Source organism: Sphingobium sp. Cam5-1, assembly GCF_015693305.1.
Taxonomy (GTDB): Bacteria; Pseudomonadota; Alphaproteobacteria; order Sphingomonadales; family Sphingomonadaceae; genus Sphingobium.
The window spans coordinates 67928-93210 of sequence record NZ_CP065140.1 but is presented as its reverse complement, the minus strand read 5'-3'; the positions used below and the strand labels follow the sequence as shown (position 1 = coordinate 93210).

The 25283-nt window shown below is 60.6% G+C and carries 14 protein-coding genes and 1 pseudogene; 12 read left to right on the top strand and 3 right to left on the bottom strand.

What is annotated here, in order from left to right; all coding sequences use genetic code 11:
- The first annotated feature begins 165 nt into the window (after positions 1–165).
- The 9 genes and pseudogenes from IZV00_RS19070 to IZV00_RS19030 all read left to right on the top strand — a co-directional run.
- Positions 166–1008 (top strand): DUF7146 domain-containing protein, encoded by an 843-nt coding sequence (locus tag IZV00_RS19070; protein ID WP_196227670.1) that lies wholly within the window; start codon positions 166–168, stop codon positions 1006–1008.
- A 497-nt stretch (positions 1009–1505) separates the two neighbouring features.
- Complete coding sequence (locus tag IZV00_RS19065; RefSeq protein ID WP_196227669.1) at positions 1506–3029, top strand: Do family serine endopeptidase; 1524 nt, start codon at positions 1506–1508, stop codon at positions 3027–3029.
- 458 nt (positions 3030–3487) lie between these two features.
- Positions 3488–7699 carry a strawberry notch family protein gene (locus IZV00_RS19060; RefSeq protein WP_196227668.1) on the top strand — a complete coding sequence of 1404 codons (4212 nt, stop codon included), beginning with the start codon at positions 3488–3490 and terminating at the stop codon, positions 7697–7699.
- A 390-nt stretch (positions 7700–8089) separates the two neighbouring features.
- A complete protein-coding gene (locus IZV00_RS19055; protein WP_196227667.1) occupies positions 8090–10216 on the top strand; it encodes a ParB/RepB/Spo0J family partition protein in 2127 nt (708 codons plus the stop codon).
- A gap of 163 nt (positions 10217–10379) precedes the next feature.
- Positions 10380–10655, top strand: a complete 276-nt coding sequence (locus tag IZV00_RS19050; protein WP_196227666.1) for an AbrB/MazE/SpoVT family DNA-binding domain-containing protein — start codon at positions 10380–10382, stop codon at positions 10653–10655.
- The gene (locus tag IZV00_RS19045; protein ID WP_196227665.1) at positions 10652–11050 is read left to right on the top strand and encodes a type II toxin-antitoxin system VapC family toxin; all 399 of its coding nucleotides are present in this window, start codon (positions 10652–10654) and stop codon (positions 11048–11050) included. Before IZV00_RS19050 ends, IZV00_RS19045 begins: the two co-directional genes overlap by 4 nt.
- 299 nt (positions 11051–11349) lie before the next feature.
- Positions 11350–11589: a FitA-like ribbon-helix-helix domain-containing protein gene (locus IZV00_RS19040; RefSeq protein ID WP_196227664.1), complete on the top strand. Its 240-nt coding sequence runs from the start codon at positions 11350–11352 to the stop codon at positions 11587–11589.
- The gene (locus tag IZV00_RS19035; RefSeq protein ID WP_196227663.1) at positions 11586–12026 is read left to right on the top strand and encodes a type II toxin-antitoxin system VapC family toxin; all 441 of its coding nucleotides are present in this window, start codon (positions 11586–11588) and stop codon (positions 12024–12026) included. Before IZV00_RS19040 ends, IZV00_RS19035 begins: the two co-directional genes overlap by 4 nt.
- 451 nt (positions 12027–12477) lie before the next feature.
- Positions 12478–13113, top strand: a pseudogene (locus IZV00_RS19030) (ArdC family protein); the annotation flags it as partial.
- Positions 13114–13185: 72 nt separating this feature from the next.
- On the opposite strand, the gene IZV00_RS19025 reads toward IZV00_RS19030, so the two are convergent.
- From IZV00_RS19025 to IZV00_RS19015, 3 genes are read right to left on the bottom strand one after another with little or no spacing between them, the layout of a single operon-like run.
- A complete protein-coding gene (locus tag IZV00_RS19025; protein WP_196225633.1) occupies positions 13186–14181 on the bottom strand; it encodes a tyrosine-type recombinase/integrase in 996 nt (331 codons plus the stop codon).
- Positions 14178–15122, bottom strand: coding sequence for a tyrosine-type recombinase/integrase (locus IZV00_RS19020; RefSeq protein ID WP_196225634.1), 945 nt, complete (start codon positions 15120–15122; stop codon positions 14178–14180). The genes IZV00_RS19025 and IZV00_RS19020 overlap by 4 nt, the downstream gene beginning before the upstream one ends.
- Positions 15119–16333: a tyrosine-type recombinase/integrase gene (locus IZV00_RS19015; protein ID WP_196225635.1), complete on the bottom strand. Its 1215-nt coding sequence runs from the start codon at positions 16331–16333 to the stop codon at positions 15119–15121. The genes IZV00_RS19020 and IZV00_RS19015 overlap by 4 nt, the downstream gene beginning before the upstream one ends.
- Before the next feature lie 315 nt (positions 16334–16648).
- Here IZV00_RS19015 and IZV00_RS19010 point away from each other — a divergent pair, with 315 nt between their 5' ends.
- From IZV00_RS19010 to IZV00_RS19000, 3 genes are all read left to right on the top strand, one after another.
- Entirely contained in the window at positions 16649–18796 is a 2148-nt protein-coding gene (locus tag IZV00_RS19010) for a type I secretion system permease/ATPase (protein ID WP_196225636.1), read from the top strand.
- Positions 18793–20184 (top strand): HlyD family type I secretion periplasmic adaptor subunit, encoded by a 1392-nt coding sequence (locus IZV00_RS19005; protein WP_196225637.1) that lies wholly within the window; start codon positions 18793–18795, stop codon positions 20182–20184. The genes IZV00_RS19010 and IZV00_RS19005 overlap by 4 nt, the downstream gene beginning before the upstream one ends.
- Before the next feature lie 495 nt (positions 20185–20679).
- Entirely contained in the window at positions 20680–25125 is a 4446-nt protein-coding gene (locus tag IZV00_RS19000; protein WP_196225638.1) for a beta strand repeat-containing protein, read from the top strand.
- The last annotated feature ends 158 nt before the right edge of the window (positions 25126–25283 follow it).

Genomic DNA, 25283 nt, shown 5'->3' with positions numbered 1-25283 from the left:
GAATGCATTTTCTTTGCTCAACGATTGTTACAGATTGCCGTCATTCGCTTTCGGTTCCTGCGGCACGATGCGGCATGCCACGGATTTCGGATCAATGGCTGAAATGCTCGGGGGCATCATGTGAGCAAAGGAGAGAGTGGGGAAAGGGGGCGAAGGAGACAGGGCATGGCGCTGACAATGAAAAGACCCTCCCAGGAGACTATTGATCTTGTGGGTGCATTGGGAGGCGTATGGCACGGCCGCTGTGCCATGTGTCGATGCCCTGCCCACGACGATCGCCGTCCCAGCCTGTCCATCCGCCAGGGCGACCATGGTATCCTGGTCACCTGCTTTGCCGGCTGTTCCCGGGAGGATGTGCTGCGCGAGCTGCGCCGGATACCAACCGGCCAGAGATTCTTCTATCGGGATGCGCCAGCCGCCGTACCGGGCGCTGCCGATCGCCTGTGGTCAGAGGCTGGCCCGATCGCCGGGACTCTGGCCGAGCGCTATCTGGCCAGAAGGGGGTTGGATGTGCCTGTGGGAGATGCGCGTTTTCACCCTCATTGCCCCTATCGGCCCAGACCCTGGACGAGCCATCACCCGGCATTGTTGCTGGCAGTCCGCGAGGGACGACGGCTGACCGCAGTTCAGCGCATCCTGCTCGATCCCAGCACCGGTCACTACCGCCTGAAAGTCATGCTCGGCCGCCCCGGGCGCGGCGCCTGGACAGGGGATCGTCCGGTATCGTCTGTGCTGGCGCTTGCCGAAGGGTTCGAGACGGCCCTGGCCTTTACGATTCTTCAGAAAATTCCGTGCTGGGCGAGCCTTGGCGCACGGCGAGCGGACCAGCTTCTGCTCCCGGAAGCACCTTCGACCCTCATCCTGGCGATGGATGACGACGAGGCCGGGCGACGTGCCGCAGAGCGTGCTGCTGTGCGCTATGCACGACCCGGGCTTGTCATCACCCGCATGATGCCTACCGGTCGCAAGGACTGGGCCGGAGTGCTCGAAGCCATGCGCTCGACCTGAGTCCCGCGATCCCCCTCGCTCGATGCGGGGCATGGGTCGGTTTCTCCCAGAGCATCGCGCAGCAGGATCGGATGCTTAGGGGCGAAATCGCATGGCGCCAGAGTCGATCTGGCGACGTAACAGTCATGCTGCGTTCAGCCTGTCGCAATAATATCGAGCGATCATGCGAGGATGGAGGGCGCCCGACCCGGTTGTTTCATGGTCTTTCTTGTCCTCACCGCGCCTCGCACAGTCGCGCGACAGGCCGAACTCTCAAGTCCGGTGTCGAAGTCGATCCGGCGTCAGCGTCGGCTCTGCTTCGGAGGCAATGGAATTGCCTGCGGAGCAGCGGTCGCCCGTCCTCATTAACTGGCGTCTGACCGAGAGCCTCCATGGGCTCGTCGCGCCGTTACTGACCCGCGAGGCAAGCATAATGCGTCAACTGCCTCCTGGTCTATGGCCATCACCCCAGCGCACGGGTTGGAGATGGGCCATTTGAAGAAAGGAAGGTGGAACGCGTGCGACATATCTATACTCTGGCAGCCGCTACATTATTGGGAACAAGCACCATATTCCTCGCTGGGGGATCTGCGTCACAGGCTGAGGTCGCGCGGAAGGAAACGGCCCCGCAGGCGCCTGAGGGCCGCAGCGCGCAGGCGGCCACCGGTTTTGCAGATCTGACCGAACGGCTCGCGCCCGCGGTGGTCAACATCTCGACCCGCCAGCGCGTCCGGACGCCGGTCATCAACCCCTTTGCCGGAACACCTTTCGAAGACCTGTTCGGTGGCCGCGGCCTTGGCCCAAGAACGCGCGAGGCACAGTCGCTCGGCTCGGGCTTCATCATATCGGCCGATGGCTATGTGGTGACCAACAACCATGTGATTTCGCCTGGCGGCGGAGACGCCGAGATTAAATCCATCACCGTCACAATGCCGGATGGGGCGGAATATCCCGCAAAGCTTGTCGGCCAAGATGCCGCTTCGGATCTTGCCGTTCTCAAGATCAACGCGCGCGCGCCGCTGCCGTTCGTCAAGTTCGGCGATTCCCGCGCTGCGCGCGTGGGCGACAGGATCATCGCCATTGGCAACCCGTTCGGCCTTGGCGGTACGGTGACATCGGGAATCATATCGGCAGTCTACCGCCATACGGGCATGGGGACCGCCTATGATCGCTATATCCAGACCGATGCCGCGATCAACCGCGGCAATTCGGGTGGGCCGATGTTCGACATGCACGGCCAGGTCATCGGCATCAACAACGCCATCTACTCCCCTAATGGCGGGAGCGTGGGTATCGGCTTCGCCATTCCGGCTGAAATCGCTGCGCCCATCGTCGAAAAGCTCAAGAGCGGTCAATCGATCGACCGCGGCTATCTGGGCGTGCGCATACAGCCCGTGGCGGACGACCTCGCCGATGCGCTGGGCATTTCACGTCGCAGAGGCGCCTTCGTACAGGCGGTGGAGCCGGGCAGCGCCGCTGACGAAGCAGGCGTCCGGCCAGGCGACGTCATTGTTGCTGTCGAGGGCAAGGAGGTCAGGGCGGAGCAGTCCTTGTCCTACCTCATTGCAAACGAGGATCCTGGAAAACGCGTAGCCATGGCGCTGATCCGCGATGGCAAGCGCATGACGGTCCATGTCACGCTGGACCTGCGGCCAACGGAAACGGAGCTTGGCGGCCAAAGCTTCGAGCCTGGGCGCAGGGATAGATCTGGCAATCCATCGCAGGATCAGGCCGACTCTGCGGTGCGCGAGGCGCTGGGCATATCGGTCCTGCCGCTGACTCCGCGGATCGCGCGGCAATTGGGAACGGGCGAAAAGACCCGGGGTCTTGTGATTGCCAGCGTCGACTCGACTTCCGACGCGGCAACCAAGGGGCTGCGGCGCGGCGACATCGTGCTCTCGGTGAACAATCACCCTGTCCTGTCGGCTGGAGACCTTGAAAGCCGGATCCAGGAGGCGAGGCGGGCTTCGCGTGGCGCTCTTCTGCTGCGCGTTCAGCGCCGGGGCCAGCCGCCAGGCTATGTGCCAGTCCGGCTGCGCTAGGGAGCAGGGTTAAAGCCGAGCTTTGGGTACCATAAGGCGCCTATCTCCGACCGGCGGGGGGCGCCACATATTGCCCGATGCGCAAGAGCTGCAGCCCTGGTGCGCAAGGCCTTCAATCCGCGCTTTACGAAGCCGTCCTGCATGTCGTCGGACAGCAACGCACAGCTGGCCTGAGCCGCCACGATTTCGCGCGATCCGGACTCGTCAATGCGCGACGCCGATTGGGCTCGGGGGCGGTTGGACCTCCGACGTCATGCGCTCGACCTGAGCGTCAGCGCCCCCGTCCGACGCGGGGCAGGCATCGACTTTTGCGAGGGATCGCGCAGCAGGACTGGACGCCTCGGGTGAGTATCCCGCCAGGCGGCTCATGCCTTGGAGCGGCCTGGCGCCGGACTGGAAGGGGAGGGGGGATGGAGGAGGTGATGCTGCCAATGGGGCAGCCAGCCTGGAGACCCACCATGTCCGATCTCTTTGAAACGGTGAGCGCGGCCGAACGTCGCGTCGCCACGCTTCTCATTGACCGCTTGCGCGCCGCCCGCCCGATCACCCGGGCTCATCTGAACGAGGCCATGGTGGAAGGCTTTGGCGGCACGGATGCCGAGGGCCTCTGGACCCAGCGCGACAGTTTTGAAATGCTCGAACATGCGCTTGCTCACCATCTCCAGTTTGGCCCCTATCCGCTCTGTTCGCTCGCTGACGTGCACAAGGCCTGCGATTTGCTTGACCGACTGCCGACCCAGACTGTCCGCAGCGAGGAGCAGATCGAATGGCAGCAATTTTCGACCCCCGTGGATCTCGCCGCGATTCTTACCCTGCTGGCCAATGTCCAGAAGGAGGATGTCATTCTGGAGCCGAGCGCGGGCAATGGCCTGCTCGTTGCGCATTGCCGTGATTTCACCGCGTTGCACCTCAACGAATATGCGCCTGCCCGTCGCGCCCGGCTTGCCCATGTCTTCCCGGACGCCCTCGTGACCGGTCATGACGGCGCAACGATCAATTCCACCCTCTCGCATGCACCGCGTCCCAGCCTAATCCTCATGAACCCGCCCTTTTCCCGGTCAGTGGGACGCGGCGCTGACGCCCACGCGGCTGTCCGTCACCTGCAGGCGGCGCTTGGGAGGCTGCAGCCGGGCGGGCGGCTGGTTGCCATCATGCCCGACTGGTTCGGCCCCAATGCCAGGATGCGGGATCTTTTCGAGACGACCCTGCGCGATGTCAGTGTCCGCACTTCGGTGCGTCTTGAGAAATGCTATCTCAAGCACGGTACTGCCATTGCGGTTCGGCTGTTCGTTATCGACAAGGTTCCAGGAAGAGCCATTCCCGCGACGATCCAGCGCGCATCCGTCCGGGACCTGATCGAGGTCCTCACGATCCACGAGCGAGGCGTGGTTGACGAGGTTCCGGCGCCCGCTCCAAAGCGCTCGACCAGTCCTTCGCTGTTCCGGGCCGTCAAGAGCAGCCGCGCACAGCCTCGGCCCGATCACAGGCCTGTTCGTAACAACGTGCTCCCGGTCGACTACACGCCGCTCGACACGCCGGCCGCACTGCTCGATCAGGTGGGCGTCTATCTCCCCTATCGTCCCAGCCGCATCGTCCTCGATGCCGCTGGCGAGCACCCGACCGCACTGGTGGAATCTGTCGCCATGGGCTCGATCGCGGCGCCCATTCCCGCCTACATACCTCATCTGCCCGAGAGAACGGTTGCCGAGCGGATGCTATCGGCCGCGCAGCTCGAAACGGTGGTCTATGCTGGCCACGCCTGGGAGCAGTTCCTGCCAGGCCGTTTCAGGCCGGCCAAGGAAGGCGTCGGTCTTGACGAGGCCGAGGACGGCCATGCCTATCGCAAGGGCTATTTTCTGGGCGACGGCACCGGAGCGGGGAAGGGGCGGCAGATTGCGGCCTGCATACTCGACAACTGGCTGCGAGGCCGCCGCCGGAACATCTGGATTTCCAAGAATGAGGCGCTGCTGGAAGACGCGCGCCGCGATTGGACCGCGCTCGGCGGGCTCCCCGCTGACGTCCAGCCTCTGGCGAACTGGAAGATCGATCAGGCGATCCCGCTCGAACAGGGCGTGTTGTTCGTCACTTATCCGACGTTACGCTCTGCCCGCGGCGATCATAGCCGCCTTCAGCAACTCGTCGAGTGGGCCGGTGGGGATTTCGAAGGCGTGATCGGCTTCGACGAGGCCCATGAAATGGGCGGCGTTGCCGGCGGCGAGGGCGCCATGGGCAAGAAGGAAGGCTCCCAGCAGGGCGTCTGCGGCGTGCTGCTCCAGAACCAGTTGCCAGGCGCCCGGGTGCTGTACGCTTCGGCTACTGGCGCATCGGACGTCAATAATCTTGCTTATGCCGTGCGGCTGGGGCTTTGGGGACCGGAAACGGCATTCAGCAATCGCGAACAATTCATCTCGGGCATCCGCAAAGGCGGCATCGCCGCAATGGAACTGGTCGCCCGCGATCTGAAGGCTCTTGGCCTCTACACGGCGCGCGCGCTCAGCTTTGCCGGGGTCGCCTATGACATACTGCGCCACGAACTGACGAGAGATCAGATCGCCATCTACGATGCCTATGCGGATGCCTGGAGCCTGATCCACCGGAACATGGAGGGCGCCCTCGAACTCACCGCCGTGGTCGACGGGCTTGAACACACAACCCTCAACAGCGGGGCCAAGGCCTCGGCCCGCTCGCGCTTTGAATCAACCAAGCAGCGCTTTTTTGGACAATTGCTTCTCAGCATGAAGCTGCCGACCGTGATCGGCGCTGTCGACTCCCATCTCAAGGCTGGCCAGTCGGTTGTCCTGCAGCTGGTGACGACAGCGGAATCGATCCTCGATCGTCGGCTGGGCGACCTGTCCCCCGACGAGCGGGCAAATCTGGAAATCGATCTTTCTCCCCGCGAGTATATCATCGACTATCTGGAGCGCGCCTTTCCCATCCGCCAGATGCGCGTGTTTACAGACGATACCGGAACACCGCGTTCGATGCCGATGGTGGATGACAATGGCCATCCCGTCTACAATCCCGAGGCGCAGGCCGCGCGTGACGCGCTGATCGAGAAGCTCTGCGCGATGCCGCCGATCATGTCCGCGCTCGACGCGTTGCTCGAGCATTTTGGACATGACAATGTTGCCGAGGTTACGGGCCGCACCAAGCGATTGATCAGTGCGAGCGATGGGCGCCAGAAGCTCGAAAGTCGGTCTGCCCGCACCAGTCGGGCCGACGCGGCCGCCTTCATGGCCGGGAACAAGCGCATTCTCGTCTTCTCGGACGCCGGCGGCACGGGCCGCAGCTATCATGCCTCTCTGGACGCTGCCAACCAAGAGCAGCGCGTGCATCTGCTGCTCGAGCCGGGCTGGCGCGCGGATCGCGCTATCCAGGGTCTTGGCCGTACGCACAGGACGCACCAGGCCACGACCCCGCTGTTCCGGCCGGTGACAACAGACTGCAAGGGGGAGTTGCGTTTCACGAGCACCATCGCCCGGCGGCTCGACAGTCTTGGCGCGCTGACACGCGGCCAGAGGCAGACAGGTGGGCAGGGGCTCTTCGACCCCGCGGACAATCTCGAAAGCGAATATGCGCGCGCTGCGCTGCTTTCCTGGTTCGACCTTCTTGCAATGGGCAAGCTCACCAGTGTCACGCTCGACGACTTCCAGCATCGGACCGGCCTGGAGCTGGTGGACAAGGACGGCGTTCTCAAGGATGAGATGCCGCCTATCCAGCGTTGGCTCAATCGCATTCTCGCGCTGCCGATTGCGCTTCAGAACACTATTTTCGACGAGTTCCTCGCCCTGATCGAGACACGTGTTTCGGCTGCACGCGAGGCTGGCCGTCTCGATGTCGGCGTCGAGACGATCATGGTCGACAAGGCGACGCTCATTGAGGATAGCGTGCTGCGCACCGATCCGCTCACGGGCGCAACCTCGCATCTCCTCACCATCGAGATCGCCCGGCGCCGCAATCCGGTGTCGCTCGATCGGATCCTGCGGATCGCCGACGGTGATGGAAGCGCCGCCTTCATGATCAATCACAAGTCCGGGAAGGTGGCGCTGCGCACGCGGGCACGGGCGCTCATGGAGGAGAAGGAAGGAACCCCCATTCCCCGTGTCGAAATGATGCGGCCAACGCGAAGCGACTACATGCGTGAGCATGATCTGTTCGAATCTTCCTGGGAAGAGGTGGACCGGCAAGCTTTCAGCGCCATCTGGTCGACCGAGGTTGAGGCCGCGCGCCAGATTGTCGAGAGCGAAACCGTCCGTCTGGCAACGGGGCTGTTGCTGCCGATCTGGTCGGCGCTACCCAGCGATCACCTCGCCGTCAACCGTATCGTCGATGCCGAAGGACGGTCCTGGCTCGGTCGCCTTGTGTTCGACGACCATGTGCCCCAACTCTATACCAAGCTGGGAATCGACTGTGCCGGTGCCTTGCCAGTAGAGGCTGTCGCCAAGGCGGTGACGGCAGGCCGAACCATCGACATATCGCGGCCTTTTGCGCTCACAATCAGGCGTTCACTCGTCAACGGTTCGCCTCGGATTGAGCTTGCCGGCGCCCCCCATGACCGGCTGCCCTGGCTCAAATCGATCGGCTGCTTCACCGAAGTGATCCAGTATCGAACAAGGGTGTTTGTCCCCATGGGATCGGCCGAGGCGGTCCTCGGCCTGTTGCTCGCCTAGATCGTCGCGCCAACGCTGCTCAGAGCAGCATAAGAAAGTCCTGCCCGACCGAGCCGGGCAGGCTCTCAAGTTTAACGGTCGGGACAAGGCTTTCGACTCGCCAGACCTTTGGGTCGCTCCCCTTTCTAACAGACCGGCTCTCAGAAGCCTTGTATGAATGAGACGTGTATCACCAACCCCGGTCCCGTCGCGCGGTCAGGGCAGCAGCTTGCCATATGGGCGCAGCACAAGCGTCTCTTCGGCATTGTCCAGTATCGTTGTTCGCCGGAGGCGCTGACGCGTCCATCGTCATACGCCTGACTGACGGCCTCCAACGGTCCAGAGCGGGGAAAGGGAAGAGGGAGCGGAGCTGGTGTCCGGGCTGATCCGGACGTTTGATGGAGCTTTCCCATGACCACATCCGTAAAGCTTTCCAAGCTCACGCTTTCGTCGATCAACGTCCGCAAGCGGCCTGACGATCTGCTTGAAATCCCGCAGATGGCCGCCGATCTCGAGGCGCGGGGCGTCCTGCAGAACCTGCTCGTCACACCCGTGAAGAAGCCTCGTGGCACGTTCGAGGTGTTTGATGGCGGCCGCCGACTGCGGGGCCTGCTGATGCTGGCGGAGCGCGGCGTCATCGATCCCGAAACCTATGACGTTCCCGTCAAGGTGCTGGTCGGCGACGAGGCGACCTTGTCCGAAACCTCGACCGCGGCCAATTTCCACCAGCTCAAGATGACTCCGGCGGAAGAATGCCGCGCATTCCAATATTTCATCGGCCTCAACAACGACATTGACGGTGTCGCCAAGCGGTTCGGTCTCACGCGCCGTTTCGTTGAGGGCCGCCTGCGCCTCGCCACCTTGGCCGAGCCGATCTTCGAGGCGCTGAGCGAAGGCGCGATCACGCTCGATGTCGCCAAAGCCTATGCCTCGACCGAAAATCAGGAGAAGCAGCTTTTGGTCTGGACCAGTTATGGCACCACCTATTCCAATGCCGACACGATCAGGCGGGTCATTGCCAACGAGACCATGAAGTCGACGGACCCGGTTGCAATCCTGATCGGTGAGGACCGCTATGTCGAGGCCGGGGGCAAGGTCGACCGTGACCTGTTCAGTGAGAGCGGCGACAAATGGGTCAATCCCGAGATCGCCCAGCGACTCGCCGCCGACGTCATGGAAGCCGAGGCCAAGCGTGTCGGTGAAGAACTCGGCCTTGCCTGGATTCGTCCGATCGCGTCCAACTACACGCACAGCGCCGCCGCCGGCCTCCATCGCGTCATTCTGCCCGCACCTGACCTCACCGACGACCAGCAGGTGCGGCTCGAGGAAATCTCAGCGCGGCAACAGGCGATCTCGGAAGAGATGGACGACGAGTCCCTGAGCGAAGATGCCTATAAGGCGCTCGATCAGGAATATGACGCACTCTCCGACGAGGAGCATGCGATCTACCATGTCGCCCCGGTGCTGCCTGATGAGCTCAAGCCTCAGGTCGGTGTCTTCCTCAAGCTTACGCCACAGGGCGAGATGGTGCTCGACACCGAATATTACAGCGAGGAACCTCTTCGCCTCAATGTCGCGGAGGACGCCGAGGAAGGGGATGAGGGGGATGCGGCCGGCAACCGTCCGGGCGACATGGGCCGCGATCACATGCCTCCGCCACCGGCTCCCGAAACCATCGCGCCGGGCGGCAAGCCGCTCAGCGCTCGCCTCTATGACGAACTCGCCATGCAGCGCCGCGACGTCCTGGCGGCCGCGTTGCTCAGCCATCCCGCGCTCGCGCTCGACTATGCGCTCTTCGTGATGATAGATGATCGCATGAGTTCGTTCAGCGCTTATGGGTCGACCATTCGCGCGCGTTCCGCGACCGACCCGGTGTCGGGCGAACAGCCGACGAACCGGGCGCGCAGCTATCTCGCCGAAGCCCATGACGGGCTCGATGCGAACTGGACCGAGCACAAGTCGGAGGTGGAACGGTTCGAGGCGTTTCGTGCGCTCGATGACGATGGCAAGGCGGCCTGGCTCGCCTATATCGTTGCGATGTCGCTCGAGGCAAAGCCCAGCTACCGTGCCGAACAGTGCCCGCTCCACAACCGTCTCGCGACGATCATGGAGGTCGATGTCGCAAGCTGGTGGCGCCCCACCTCTGCGAACTTCTTCGATCGTGTCAGCAAGGGTTCGATCCTGACCTTGCTTGCCGACGTTGGCGGCGCTGCGCTTACCGCCCGGCACGCGACGATGAAGAAGTCGGAGATCTCCGAATCCTGCGCCAGGCTGTTTGCAGGCGAAGCGATAGTAGAACCCGAGGTGCGCGATGCCGCGCTCGCCTGGGTGCCCAATGCGATGAAGTTTCTTGACAAGGCCGACGCGCAGGAACTGGTCGTGGCCGAAGGTGAGGGCGACGAGGACATCGGCGCAACCGCCGACGAGCCGGACGTGGTGGACACCGACGGTGCGGTTGCCGGCGACGGCATAGCGGTTCAGCCTGGCGCCGACATGGTCGCGCAGGGCGATGAGGAGAAGCCGGCGCTCGCGGCCTGACGCCTGACCTCTCCTGGATGACCGGCCGCCGGCGCTCCCCCGCGTCGGCGGCCAATTTCATGCATCCCTTCGCGCTCTATCGTGGGGCATGATTCGCCGGTTGCCGGCACAGTTGAAAGTAATGCAGTTTCGCATTATTCTATGGAAAGCCCGGAGAATGCTCATGACCACATTGACCGTCACAGCGAGGGGACAAGTCACGTTCCGGAAGGATGTCCTGAAGCACCTCGGTATTCAGCCGGGTGGCAAGATCCAGCTCGACCTCCTTCCCGACGGCAGGGCCGTGCTCAAGGCAGACCAGCCTCGGGGGACCTGGAAAGATATCGCCGGCATGCTCAAGGGGAAGGGCAATGGCGCCCGCCTTTCGATCGACGCGTTGAACGACGCAATAGCCGATGCCGGCTCCGATGCCGGTGCTACCGGGATCGAGCGCAAATGAAGGCGACGCTCGACACGAATGTCCTAGTTCGTCTCATGATGGGCGATGACGAAGCACAGCAAGCAAAGGCGGTCGAGGTTCTCGAGGCCGCGGAAGTCGTTGCCGTCAGCGTCCACAGCCTGTGTGAATTCTCCTGGGTGCTCGGGCGTAGCTATGGCGTCGAACGCGCCGACATCGCTTCGGCCATCCGGCATATTCTGGACCTGCGAAACGTCGTGACCAATCGACCCATGGTCGAAGCGGGGCTCGACATATTTGAGGCGGGCGGGGATTTCGCCGACGGCGCGATTGCCTTCGGCGGCCAGTGGCTCGGCGGCGAAACTTTTGTTTCGTTCGACAAGAAGGCGGTCAGGTTGCTCAAGTCGAACGGTCTCGAAAGCGTCCTCCTGACCTGAGCGTTGCGATCCGGCGCCGCGAGGAGAGGCGAGGGGAAGGAATTTCGGCGAATGGCGGAGCGGGAAAGGCCCGTTTCCAGGCCTGCTGAGGTACCCATGCCCAATCCCAAGCGCGTGAGCCGCGACGTTGCCGCTGAAATTACCGATCTCACCATCTGCAAGCTCAAGGAGGGCGTTCCGCCTTGGTGGCGTCCCTGGCGCTCCCCGCGACGGCGGCCTTCATCCCGTTGCCGGATGTTGACGGATTGACGACGTTGACGTCAATGATATCATGAGGTCAGAGTAGAATGGAGGCTCAGATGCCGGGTGCACTTCAAGTCCGAAACCTCGACGATGATACCATTCAGCGTCTCAAACGGCGCGCGGCTCGCCATGGCCGCTCGGTTGAGGCCGAGCACCGCGAAATCCTGCGTCAGGCTCTATCGGGCGAGATGGAGCCATCGTTCCAGGAACTCGCCGCTCAGATGCGAGCCTTGACCGCAGGCCGGTCGCAGACGCCTTCCGAAGTCTTGCAACGAGAAGGGCGAGACGAACGGTGACCGCGTTCGTCATCGATGCGAGCGTCGCTGTCAAATGGGTGATCACAGAGGAAGATTCGCAGCAGGCGAGCAGTTTGTTTTCAGGGTCGATCCTTTCGGCACCTGACCTGATCATAGCTGAATGTGGCAACATTCTTTGGAAGAAGGTCAGGCGCGCGCAGTTAACGGAGGACGAAGCATTAATGGCCGCTCGCATTCTGCAGCATATGGATGTCGAACTACACCCTATGCGCCCGTTGATGGAGAGGGCAACGCGCTTGGCGATGGATATTGGGCATCCTGCCTATGACTGTCTGTATCTCGCGCTGGCGTTGGAGAAGGGCATACAGTTCGTCACGGCGGATCTCGGCTTTGTGTCCAAAGTCCGTCAGACGCTTCCGGAGGCCGCGAGCACCGTTCAATCCCTGGCGGATGTCGCCGCCAGAGGGTTGCATTAGATGGATGCCATTGCATGACCACTTTAACGATCGGGGTGATGAGTGAGCTTGCCTTACCGGCTGACGTCCTCCAGCATCTTGGTGCCGCATATGGAGGTAAGCTTCGTCTCAGGCTGATGCCCGATGGCCGGGCGGACCTCACGGCCGGTCGGTCCGGAGGATCCTGAGACGAGATCAGCGGCATATGGAAGATCAGGGGAAACGGAAAACGCCATTCGATCGACGATATGAGCGCTTCCGCTGGCGATGGCGGCGCTAACTGATCGACCGTGCCCGCAAGGACGCCACTTGCCGCCGCCGATGCACGGCTGAGCGGTTCGAAGCGAATAGCGGTGCTCAACGCGCGCTCGCCCCCGCGACCGAATGAGAACGATCCGGGAAAAGGTGAGGGGGAGCAATCACGACGAAGGGGAGCGGGATGGGCCCAGCTCCATCAGCGTCGAGAACCTCCATGAACCAGCTCAAGCGCTCCAGCCGCGATGTTGCCGCCGAAATCACCGATCTCATCATTCGCAAGCTTGAAGAGGGCGTGCCGCCTTGGTCGCGTCCCTGGCGCTGCAACGGCGCAGGCGGTCGACCGCTTCGTCACTGCGGCACTCCATACAGTGGTGTCAATACATTGTATCTTTGGGCACTGGGCGATGCCGAAGGCTACCGCTCGCGTTACTGGATGACATATCGCCAGGCCGAGGCGCTTGGCGGCAACGTCCGTCGCGGCGAAACCGGGGCGGTCTCGGTCTATTATTCCTCCTTCAAGAAACAGGAGCAGCACCCGGAAACCGGGCGATCGGTCGAGCGCAACATCCGCTTTCTGCGCCATTACATCGTCTTCAATGCCGACCAGGTGGACGGATTGCCCGCCTATTTCTATGCGCCTATTGAACCGGATTCGCCGATCCTCCCTTCGTTGCGACAGCACGCGATCGATGCTTTCTTCGCCGCAATCCCGGCAGAGGTACGCCACGGCGGCAACCAGGCTTATTTCACGCCCATCTTCGACTATATCCAAATGCCCAGCCGTAGTGCGTTCCGCAGCATGGACCTCTATGCCTCGACCCGGTGCCATGAGACTGTTCATTATGCCGGGTTCGGGATTATGCCGCATGGCTGTGCAGAATAACGGATTTCTGCGGGTCAGCCATGCAGCAGATCGGCATAATCAGAGGGCTTCGAGCCAGGCGAGCAGTTCGTCGTCAGGCCGGAACCTCCCCGGACGGGTTTCGGGCGTGGTGACGCTGGCCAGTGCCTTTTCCTTCAGCCGCATGTCGGCATGGATATAGATTTGCGTCGTCTCGATCGATTCATGCCCGAGCCAGAGAGCGATGACGGATTGATCGACGCCATGATGCAGCAGTTCCATGGCCGTGCTATGACGCAGAGTGTGCGGACTGACCCGCTTGCCCATGAGGCTCGGACAGGAGCGCGCAGCGGTGCAGCAGTGTTTGCGAACCAGATGCTCCAAGGCGTCGCGGGAAAGCGGATCGCCACGGATGGATGGGAATAATGGCTCATCCTCCTCGCCGTGCCGCTCCTTCAACCAGGCTTGCAATGCCTTCGCGGTGTCGCGGCGCAGCGGCGTGCACCGTTCCTTCCGGCCCTTGCCCAGACAGCGGATATGCGCGCCGGCGCCAAGGACGACATCCCGGCAGCGAAGGCCGATCAGTTCGGATGCCCGAAGGCCGGTTTGCAGGGCGACCAGCAACATCATGTGATCCCGTCGACCGGTCCATGTCGAACGAGCGGGCGCCGACAGCAACGCCGCGATCTCCGACCCATCCAGGAATGTCACGCCGCGTTTGACATAGCGCTTGTCCGGCAGCGCAAGGATTCTCTGGCAATGCCACAACCATTCCGGCTCGTTCATGGCGACAAAGCGGAAGAAGGACCGGATCGCGGCAAGGCGGGTGTTGCGGCTGCGCGCACCATTATTTCGCGAGGTTTCAATATGGACGAGGAAGTCGGCGACCAGCTCAGCATCAAGGTCGGCGATGCCAAGACTCGCCGGCGATTTCCCTGATCGCGCACTGGCAAAGCGGATCAGGAGGCGGAACGTATCGCGATATCCCGTCATGGTATGACGGCTTGCTTCCATCTGGACGCATAGCCGATCGGTGAAGAAGCGCTGGAGCAGCGCGGGGAATGCCATGCCGGTCATGACAGCATCTCCCCGTCAAGACTATCGCTAATGCGGGCCGACGCGAGTTCCAGCAGTTCGGGAACGGCCTCGATATACCAGTAGGTGTGGTCGGGATTGGCGTGGCCAAGCCAGGTGGTCAGCTTGACCATTTCGCGCGCGGGATCCTTGCCGGACCTGTACCAGTCGATCATCGTTTTGGCAGCGAAGCTGTGCCGCAGGTCGTGGATGCGGGGGCCGCGGCCGTGTCGTCCCTCGGTCTGTCGCTCACGCAAGCCGATGTTCTGGCAGACATGCGCGAAATTGTATCGGGCGCCGCAGTCGCCAAGCCGGCTGCCATCGCATTTGACGAAGAAGGGGAGCGGTGTGGCGCCCAGCAACCTGTCCCTTTCCACAGCATAGGCGCGCAGCCGCTCGATGGCGGTGTCGTGAAGGGCAAGCAGCCGCTCCTTGCCAAGCTTGCCGCGGCGGATACGGATGACGCCGATATCAAGATCGACGTCACCGGCACCGAGGCCCAGCGCCTCATTGATCCGCATACCCGTGACCGCGATCAGCCCGAACAGGGTCGAACAGGTCAGGCCACGCATGCCGTAGACTGACGGCAACCGCACCGCCTCCTCGACAATGGCGGCGATCTGCGCGTCGGTGAAGATATAGGGCTGTGTCCGGCAATAACGATAAGGGACGAGACCCCGGGGCAGCACTTCATGGGCCGCATCCAGACCATGCAGCCACTGGCTGAACAAACGCACGACTATGAAGCGGGCGCCCCATGTCGAACGTCTGGCGTTGCCGAACGCCGCCTGCCATCGCAGGAACAGGTCGGTCGTGACATGGCAGGCGCCCAGTTGGTCGGCAAATTGGGCGAAACGGCGCAGAATCCGTTCGGCGGTGGCCAGATCATATCCCAGGCTGCGCCTCATGCTAAGATAGCGGTCAAGTTCATGAGCGAGGGTCATTGCGCTTCTCCCGCCACCGGCCAGGGCTTTGCGATCGAGCGCAGCCCGTCGATGTCCAGTTTCGCATAGATCATCGTCGACACGCGTGAGCGGTGCCGCAGCATGTCGCCGATTTCGGCAAGGGATGCGCCGCTGCGGATCATGTTCGTCGCCAGGCTGTGGCGCAGGACGTGCGATCCGACATAGGGGGCAGGTGGCTTGGTGCCGGTTGCCGCAAACGCTTCCTTCAATATGGCGTTGATAATCTGCCCGCCCTTGAAAGGAAGATTGGGCGCACGCAAGGAAACGAACAGGGTTCGCGACGCCGATACACGCTCGTTCCGGATGTAGCGTGCGAGCGCCTCGCCAACGTCCGCGGGGACAGGCAGGCGATCGTGACGCTGCCCCTTGCCCCGCACGAGCAACTCACCGGCGCGCCAGTCGATATCCTCAAGCCGGATGGCGATCACCTCCGGCGCCCGCAGCCCGAGCCGGGCCATCAGCATGAGCATCGCATAATCGCGCAGCCCATGCTTTGGATTGTCGCGGACCCATGCCAGCAAGGCGTCGATCTGTTCGGGCGACAGGAAGCGCGGCAACCGCGCATCCCAGCGCTGGGCGACCATCGGCACCCCCGACGCAAGGTTGGTCTGCGTGACGCCGCGCTGGAACAGATATTGGAGGAAAGTGCGCAGATGGGAGGCGGCCGACTTGTCGCGATAGGGCGCCTTTCTTCCAAGCAGATGTTCGAGGAACGCCACCGCATCGGCTTGGCTGATCGCTGCAAGATCGGTTTCGCCCTCTCCGAATCGGTGGTCGAGGAACCGGTCGGCGAAGCGCCAGGCACTGTAGACGCTGCTCCGGCTGACGCCACGCTGCCGCACCAGATAGTCCTCATAGTCAAGGCGCAACGCTTCGCGAGCGATCTGTTCCGGTGTCCGAACCGGGGTCGGCGCCACCCCGCTGTCGATCAGATGGACAACGAAGCGCCGTGCTATGTTCTGGCATTTATTCGGCTCGCGTCGATTGCGCTCGTCGCCACGCACAAGATCGGCCGCCTGCTCGACCGTCAAATCCCGTGGGGATATGCCGGCAGCTTCAATCGAGGATACCAAGCGTTGCAGCAGATTCCGATAGGCCGCTATTGTCTGCGGTTTGTAATTTTTCGCAGTCAACAGGGCGATGAAGGTGTCGATATGGCGGTTCAGCGATGATGAGAGGTCTTTCGGCATTTTCGTGCTCCCGGGTTGTGGGAACTGGATGCGGCCGCCACGACCGCCGCGACCGCAAGGGATCGGCGTCATGGCGTCGTTCGATCGCGGCGAGCCGATGGCCCTGTAGCTTTTCTCACCCTGCATCGCGATGAGATGGCTGCGATTTTCCCTTACGGAACAGAGGAAAGGTAAATCGTCCGATAAGCACAAATCATCCATAATGGTTTGAAATATAGAGATGAAATTTCTGTCCGCACCGCGAATTGGATTGAACGGCGGTTGAAAATATGAAACCCATGGCCACGGCGCTGGGGTCTGCGTCGAGCAGGGGTGATGATGGACAGGGGATTTGCAGGTGCCTCTACGGGTGCTGACAGCGGCGTTTGCGCGCTGGCCACGCTGTTGGCCGTTCATAAAATAGCCGTCGATCCCCAGCAATTGCGCCATGAACTCGGGCATCACGATCCGCTGACAGCAGAAGACATTCTCCGACTCGCCAAGCGTCAGGACGGCGTCCGCGCCCGCTCGACTCGCATCGACTTCAATAGATTAGCCCGGCAAGCCCTGCCGGTACTGGCCAACGGGGCCGAGGGCTGGTTCCTGATCGGCCGTGCCTCCGATGCCGAAGCGTTGATCCAACGTCCCGGTTCCAATGTCGAGAGACTGTCACGGGAAGAACTGGATGCAATCTGGTCGGGCGAGATCGTCCTGCTGACCACGCGGGAGAGCGTGGGCGGTGCGGCGGGCCGCTTCGATATCCGCTGGTTCATCCCGCAGGTGGTGCGCTACCGCAAGCTGATCGGCGAAGTGCTGCTGATCACCCTGGCGCTCAATCTTCTCGGCCTTGCAGCACCGCTCTTCTTCCAGAATGTCATCGACAAGGTGCTGGTCCACAACACGCTGGCGACCCTCGAGGTGTTGTCGGTCGGCTTCGTGGCGGTGTCTCTCTGGGAGGTGGCCTTTGGTTGGCTGCGGACCCGGCTCTATTCGGAAACCAGCCAGAAGCTCGACGTCGAACTGGGTTCGAAGCTCTTCCGGCATATGCTGGGCTTGCCTCTTTCCTATTTCGAGGGCCGTCGCGTCGGCGACACGGTGACGCGCATCCGCCAGCTTGAATCCATTCGTGAGTTCCTGACCAACGCATCGCTGTCGGTCCTGATCGACCCTGTCTTCACCATCGTTTTCCTGGTAGCGATGTGGATCTATTCCCCAACGCTGTTCTGGATCGTCGCTGCCACCATCCCCGCCTATGTCGCGGTGTCGTTGCTCGTCACTGGCCCGTTGCGCCATCGCTTGGACGAGAAGTTTGAACGTGGCTCGGCTAACAATGCCCTGTTGGTGGAAAGCGTGTCGGGCATGCAGACCATCAAGGCCTCAGCCGTCGAGCCTCAATGGCAGGAAAGGTGGGAGCGGCAACTCGCCGGCTATAGCGCCGCCAACCAGCGGGTCATCAATCTCGGCAATACAGGCAGCCAAGCCGTCCAGCTCATCTCTAAGCTCAGCTTGGCAGCGATCCTCTTTTTCGGCGCCCGCGAGGTGATAGCCGGGGCCATGACGGTGGGCGCGCTGGTCGCTTTCAACATGTTCGCGCAGCGTGTCTCCGGGCCGGTGATCCGTATGGCCCAGCTCTGGCAGGATTTCCAGCAGGTCAGGCTCTCGATCGACCGGCTGGGCGATGTTCTCAACCAGCCGGTCGAGCCCGGCGCGGGTTCCCGCGTCGCCCTGCCCGAGATCAAGGGCATGATCCGCTTCGAAGGCGTCAAATTCCGCTATGGCCTGGACGGGCCATGGACGCTGGAGGATATCGACATCCACCTCCCAGCAGGCGGGACGCTGGGCATTGCCGGGTCGTCAGGATCAGGCAAGTCCACCCTCACCAAGCTGCTGCAACGCCTTTATACCCCGGCAGCGGGACGCATCCTCATCGATGGCGTCGATATCGCCCAGATCGACCCGAGTTGGCTGCGTCGCCAGATCGGTGTGGTGCTGCAGGAGAATCTGCTGTTCAACCGCTCGATCCGCGAGAATATCGCGCTTGCCCATCCCGCCATGCCACTGGAACAGGTGATGGCGGCCGCGCAACTTGCGGGCGCGCATGAGTTCATCGTCGGCCTGCCCCAAGGTTATGACACCATCATCGAGGAACGCGGCGTCAATCTGTCGGGCGGACAGCGCCAGCGCATCGCCATCGCCCGCGCCCTGGTCACGCAACCGCGCATTCTTATCCTCGACGAAGCCACATCGGCCCTGGATGCGGAAAGCGAGGAAATCATCCAGCGCAATCTGCGGGCGATGGCGCGGGGGCGCACGGTCCTCATCATCGCCCACCGGCTTTCGGCCATCCGTCAATGCGACCGCATCATGACGCTGGAGAAGGGACGGATCGTCGAAGTCGGCACGCATGACGAACTGCTACGGCAAGGGGGGCGCTATGCTGGCCTGCACCGGCGCCAGATGGGCGTGAGCGAGGGTGTGGCATGAATAGCATCGCGCAACATTGGGATGTGGTTCGCGCTGCCCTTGCCGATGAAAGGCGAAGAGCGAAAAACCTGACCAGGGTCGATTACGTCACCTTCCTGCCCGCAGCGTTGGAAATCGTCGAGCAGCCTGTGTCGCCCACTGCCCGAGCGAGCACATGGCTTTTGCTCATCGGCCTTGCTCTGACGATCCTGTGGCTGACCTTCGGCAAGGTCGATGTCGTGGCTTCGGCGCCGGGCCGCCTGATCCCGGCGGACAATGTGAAGCTGGTTCAGCCGGTCGAGGCAGGGATCGTCCGCGCCATCCATGTCCGCAATGGGCAGTATGTGCGCAAGGGGCAGGTGCTGGTCGAACTCGACCCGACCGTATCGGCGGCCGAGACCGTTCAGGCGGAAGCGGCATTGCAAACGGCCCTTTTCGACGTCGCGCGCGCCAGGGCGGTGCTTTCAGCCCTGGATGGCAAAGGCCTCGACTTCATCGCCCCGCAGGGAACCGCGCCGCAGCTTGTCGCGACCCAGCGATCTCTGGCGGCAGCGGAACTCACTGCAATCGAGGCGTCCGCTTCGGGTCGGTCCGCGGACCTTCAGGCGGCAAGGGCGGCGCGCTCCGAAGCATTGGTGCAGGCGGCCAAGCTGACCGAGACCATCCCACTCCTCGACCAGCAGCTCGATGCCTATGAAGGACTGCTTACCAAGGGCTATGCCGCCAAGCTCAAGGTCATCGAGATGCGGCGGCAACGCTTCGCGACCATCCGGGATCGTGAGGCGGCGCTGGCAACCGCGCGCAAGGCCGAGGCGCAATCCTCTAGTGCCTCCAGCACTATGGCCCAGAGCAAGGCCGAAGCGCGCACACGCATCCTCACCGACCTTGCTAAAGCGGAGGCAGATGCACGGCTGCGCCAGGAGGAATTGACCAAGAGCAGGCAGCGCAGCAGTTTGCAGCGCCTCATCGCGCCTGTGGACGGGACGATTACGCAGCTTTCCATTCACACTATCGGTGGCGTCGTTGAAGCGGCCAAGCCGATCATGGTGGTGGTGCCGAAAGGTGGCTCGCTGATCGCCGAGGTCAAGATTCTCAACAAGGATGTTGGCTTTGTGAAGGAAGGCCAGCCGGTGGCCATCAAGCTCGAAGCGTTCCCATTCACTCGATACGGCACCATCCCCGGCCATGTGGAAAGCATCGGGTCGGATGCCATCGAAGATGAAAAGCTTGGTTTCGTCTATCCTGCACGCATAATACTCAAACCTAATACCAAGGGCGCGATTGGCAATTTCAAATTGGATGCGGGTTTATCTGCGACCGCAGATATACGAACAGGCAGACGCTCCATTCTGACTTATCTTATTAGTCCAATAAATGAAACTATTCGCGATTCGGCGAGGGAAAGATGAAAGGATCGCTGTAAAAAATCGGGCCAACGGAGATCATCGAGATGAAATTCATTACCTTCGAAGGGCAAGGCTTTATAACTAAGTGCATCGATCTTTCCACAGCAAAGGCTCTGCTAATCGTTTTTTCGCTCAGTGCTTGTGGGTTTCTCAAGGATCCGACTTGTAGAGTAAACGAGCGAGCACTTCCGAGCGTCCAAGAGGTAGCCCAACGAAGCACAGAGATTTGGCTACCAAGCACAGAAGTGGGGACAGGCGATCAGAATATGGCGGCGTATATCGCGAGCGGTTGCTGTTCTGTCCAGCCTCTTAAATCAAGCATCTACTCACATATATTCACGCATCCGCGGAATCGGGCTTCATACGCTTTACGAACGCACATTATATTTAATAGCCCAGACGGCACAAAAGTCCGGACGTCTAAGATAATATTTAATAAGTGCTTAAAAGTATTAGATCAAATATCGGAAACGCACTATCTTAAAGAGGACTTTTACAATGGATCCATTAACATTCCAGTTCATCCTCAATAAGTACTTATATGGCAGTGATCAAATGCCGTCCTCGCCGGATCAGCGGCTTCGTCCCGCTGCTCTCGATGGAGTAGCTGTCGAGCAGTACGTCGATACAGCATCTTACATGAATACGGTGGGGCGCTTTGCGCATCTAGCAGATGCCGATATTGTATCCAGTTTTTTCAGCGGCGGACTGGATCAGCAAAAGCACCTTGGCACGACAGATAGCAATGGTGTTACTAGGCTGCCGTTGACTGCCCTGTATACAGGTGGGGAACCGCCAGAATCTGCTAGGTTTGTTGTTTACCAATATACTGCCGGCATAACTGAATCTGATTTTGCTTATAGAGCCTTCATATGGGGGTCTACATCTTTTGTTCTCAGTGGGCAAACCACATTTGTTTGGGGTGCAGATGGATCCCTGTCTATTGAGAACGGGTCAGTGAGGCCACACGATACCGATTTTGATTTTCAAACTGGCAGCACACCTATACAACAAGCCGTTCAAATCATCAATGATACTATTCTCGCTCCAGTAATCGATCCTTATGATATTGGCGAGAAAGTGCTTCTGAAATTTGGTGCCGATACTAAGGCTCAATGGGACGCTTCTCATGTGGGCGACGTGTACACGCAAGCCGATTTCCAAAATTTCGTTAAGCCCGATTATGTCTTTGCGAATGTTGCGGCTGCAATTGCTGGAACGGTGGGAGCACTATCTGCTTATAGCGTAGCAGTTGCCGCCTTGGCCCAGCAGCTCATCAACAGCGAAGCAATACAATACACCTACAACGGGAAAGATATCATATATGGATCTTCCGAAGGTGATTCCCTCAACTATGATAGTCACGTTGGGCTGCTGACCGGCGTTCCTCCCTACACTCATGGGGCCTTCTTTGTCGGAGGGGACGGATCTGACAGCATAACAGGGGGCATACAGGACGATATCCTGTCGGGTGGCTCTGGCAATGATACGGCAGACTATTCCTCAAATCTTAGCTCCCAAACCATAAGTATCAATTTTGATGGTACATCATCTGCGCCAATTTTAACTGTACAAGATGGATTAGGGGGCACGGATACCTTACATTCCATTGAAAATATCAAGGGTACGGTTGGCGCGGATAAGATCATCTATAAGGGTTCCATTCCATCTGGCTACAATCTTACCATTGATGCGAATGGCGGTCAGGCAGGCGTAGCCGATATTATTGATGCCAAGGATTCCAGTGACCTTGCAGGCATGACCGTGAAAATCGATCAGACCTCCGGCAGAGGTTATATCAGTAGCCGGAGCGGCGCTGGTGGAAAGATCAACCTCCTGAACTTCAACACCGACATTATCGGTTCAGAGTATAGCGATCTCATCTCCGACGAAAGCGAACACGACCATCTGGTCGATGGCAAGGGTGGCGATGACAATATCACCGTAGGTGGCCTCGACGCGACCGTGGACGGCGGTGCTGGCAACGATGTGATCCATCTCAAATCGCAATCCGCCACGATCAAGTTCGGCGCTGGCGGCGGCAGCGATGTCGTCGAGTTCGACGCGGGCGACGGCGATTACACCCTGGCGCTCCAGAACCTCAACCAGGACGATATCGAGATCATCGCGGGCGGGCATAGCATATACGGTACGGGGAACGATGGCCTATTTCTTCAGTTCATCACCGTCCGGATAAGCCAGACTGGTGATCAGATCACATTTCTGGAAAACGGTAAAAATATTGGTCCTAGCGGGAGTACCTACGACACATCGGGCAATTCCAGAAAGCTTGGTTCAATCACGTTTGCTGACGGCACGGTGCTAACGCAGGCGGCCCTGTCAGATCAACTGGCGCAAGCCGCACTCGGTATAAACTCGCTCCCAATCATGCTCGACACCTGGGGATACAAGAAGGATTTTCCTTTTAGTGCCAATTATCTTTCAGCGCGACATTATGCGGATGAGTATCGCGACTATGTCAACGCCACTTATCTGCAGGCGGCTCCGATTGGAACTCCACCTCCCCCGCCAGACCAAAATCTTTCCGGCACCCCAGACGACGAGAATTTCAACCCCGGCAAGGGAAATGATTTTGTCGATGGCGGCGGCGGCAACGACAGTGTCCAGGAAAGCCAAGGCAACGATACCTATGTCTGGAATCTCGGGGACGGTGACGACACAATCGTCGGCTCTGATGCGTCCGACGGCTTCGACACCCTGCAACTGGGTGCCGGTATATCGCCAGCGGATCTGCGATTCGCTATTGCTAACGACGGCGCAGGGCTGACCCTTTCCTTCGCGAACCAGACCGGATCGATTTCGCTGGGTGATGGACTTGTAGGAGAAGGCTACGGCGTCGATCGCATCCTGTTCGCCGATGGCACTGCAATGATGCGGACCGATTGGCTAGCCGCCGCCAGTTCAGTGATCGCCGCTGCGCAAGTGACCGTCAATGGCACGGCATCGGCTGACTTTCTTCGACCTCCGCGCGGTAATTTCATCGTCAATGGCGCAGGTGGCGATGACACTATCACAGTCAGCGGCAGCGGCGCGGGTACATTCCGCTTTTCGAGCGCCGATGGTCATGATGAGATCAATGATTGGGGATTCGGCTACAACCGCAACGACACCCTCGAACTCACAAATGTGAATGCGGATGGTGTGTCTCTCAGCCGATCGGGCGACGCTTTGCTTGTGACCGTCAACTCGACCGGGGCATCGGTGAATGTCACCAAGCAGTTCGAGCAGGATGACGGCAACACGCACGGGATCAGCACGATCAAATTCGCTGACGGCACGATTTGGACACGAACCCAAATTCGCGATCTTGTTTCTGCTGCAATGGGGAATACATCCCCTGTCGCCCAAGCCGCAACAGCTACTGCCATTGAGGACGCTGCGCTCGTGCGCGGAACATTGGTGGCGACCGATGCTGATGCGGGCGATGTTCTGAAGTTCAAGCTCGATGATGTGGTGGACGGATTGGTCCTGGCGGCAAACGGCCAGTGGAGCTTCGATCCCACTGCCGCAAGCTATAATTATCTGGAAGCCGGACAGAGCCTTGTCATCAATGCTGACTATCATGTCACGGACACGGCGGGCGCCACCTCGTCCTCGACTCTCACGATTACCATTGCGGGCACGGAGGATATGGCTGATGAGCCCGCTGTGCCGCCGATATATGGCACCACCGGGAACGACACCCTTATCGGAGGCATTGGAGACGATAGTCTTTATGGTGGCGATGGCGATGACAGTATCGACGGCGCCGCCGGCGCGGACCTGATGGCCGGAGGCAGCGGTAGCGATTTCTATTACGCCGATAATGCCGGAGATATCATCGTCGAGGTAGCCGATGAGGGTTGGGATGGTGTCTCCTCCACCATAAGTTTCGTTCTGCCCGACAATGTCGAAGGGTTGTATTTGGGCGGCGATGCTGCCTTGGACGGCACAGGCAACGATCTCGACAATGAAATATATGGCAACGACTACGCTAACGCCCTCTCCGGGATGGGCGGTGCGGATTATATCGTCGGGGGCTGGGGCGATGACCGATTGATCGGAGGCGCCGGCAACGATTTGCTCGCCGGTGAGGATGGGAGCGCCGATGTCGCGGTCTATGCTGGCCTCCAGTCCAGTTTTTCGATTGCTACCATCGATGGCACCGTGACCATCACCGACAACGATCCCACCGTTGATGGAGATGAAGGTTCGGACTCCCTCTATGGCATCGAGGTCGTGGAGTTTCAGGGTGGCGTGCAAGCGGGAATTTCCTCGCCTATCGTGTTGGACCTCAACGGCAATGGCGTCAGTCTCGTCGATAATCGCAGGACGAAGGTGGCGTTCGACTGGGATGGCGACGGCATCAAGAATCAGACGGGTTGGATCGGGAAGGATGATGGCTTCCTGTTTATCGACAGGGACGGCAACGGGACCGTTACCAATGGCGGCGAGTTGAGCTTCACCAGCGACAAGGATGGCGCGAAATCCGACCTCGATGGCCTGCGTGCGTTCGACAGCAATGGGGATGGCATCTTCTCCTCAGCCGACGACCATTTCGCGCAGTTCAAGGTCTGGCGGGATCGGAATGGCAACGGCCGGGTCGACAAGAAGGAGATCATGTCGCTCCAGAAGGCGGGTGTCGCCTCGATCGATCTTGCTGGCACGGCGGTCAATCGGAATTGGGAATGGGGTGAAAATCTCACCGTCAACACCGGCTCCTTTACCCGGACCAACGGAACTACCGGATCGTTCAGCGATGTGGCCTTAAGCTACGACACCGGGAACCCGCAGAATGCATCCATTAACAAGGCGGCATCGCAACTCAGCGAAGCCATCGCCGGCTTCTTCGGCGACCGAGGAACCAGTGACTTCGCCAGCCATGAGAGCTGGATGGAAAACCGGGCTGATTTCGTGGCAGGTTCGAAATGGTTCGGTCGATAGGCCTTGGGGAATTTCCCGGATCAATGTCAATCCAGAGGCGGCAATCCCGCCTCTGGAAACCCCCTATCGGATTATGAATGCCGTCCGTTCTGATTGGATGGGAGTTGGGGGCTGGCAACGGCCACATCCAACGCCTGCGGCCTGTTATCGCAACATAT

What these genes read in the sequence shown, in the direction of transcription:
- IZV00_RS19000 (WP_196225638.1), top strand. Translation starts at nt 20,680, where the DNA reads ATGGATCCATTAACATTCCAGTTCATCCTCAATAAGTACTTATATGGC.
- IZV00_RS19050 (WP_196227666.1), top strand. Translation starts at nt 10,380, where the DNA reads ATGACCACATTGACCGTCACAGCGAGGGGACAAGTCACGTTCCGGAAG.
- IZV00_RS19025 (WP_196225633.1), bottom strand. Translation starts at nt 14,181, where the DNA reads ATGACCGGCATGGCATTCCCCGCGCTGCTCCAGCGCTTCTTCACCGAT.
- IZV00_RS19040 (WP_196227664.1), top strand. Translation starts at nt 11,350, where the DNA reads ATGCCGGGTGCACTTCAAGTCCGAAACCTCGACGATGATACCATTCAG.
- IZV00_RS19055 (WP_196227667.1), top strand. Translation starts at nt 8,090, where the DNA reads ATGACCACATCCGTAAAGCTTTCCAAGCTCACGCTTTCGTCGATCAAC.
- IZV00_RS19070 (WP_196227670.1), top strand. Translation starts at nt 166, where the DNA reads ATGGCGCTGACAATGAAAAGACCCTCCCAGGAGACTATTGATCTTGTG.
- IZV00_RS19005 (WP_196225637.1), top strand. Translation starts at nt 18,793, where the DNA reads ATGAATAGCATCGCGCAACATTGGGATGTGGTTCGCGCTGCCCTTGCC.
- IZV00_RS19045 (WP_196227665.1), top strand. Translation starts at nt 10,652, where the DNA reads ATGAAGGCGACGCTCGACACGAATGTCCTAGTTCGTCTCATGATGGGC.
- IZV00_RS19020 (WP_196225634.1), bottom strand. Translation starts at nt 15,122, where the DNA reads ATGACCCTCGCTCATGAACTTGACCGCTATCTTAGCATGAGGCGCAGC.
- IZV00_RS19060 (WP_196227668.1), top strand. Translation starts at nt 3,488, where the DNA reads ATGTCCGATCTCTTTGAAACGGTGAGCGCGGCCGAACGTCGCGTCGCC.
- IZV00_RS19015 (WP_196225635.1), bottom strand. Translation starts at nt 16,333, where the DNA reads ATGCCGAAAGACCTCTCATCATCGCTGAACCGCCATATCGACACCTTC.
- IZV00_RS19010 (WP_196225636.1), top strand. Translation starts at nt 16,649, where the DNA reads ATGATGGACAGGGGATTTGCAGGTGCCTCTACGGGTGCTGACAGCGGC.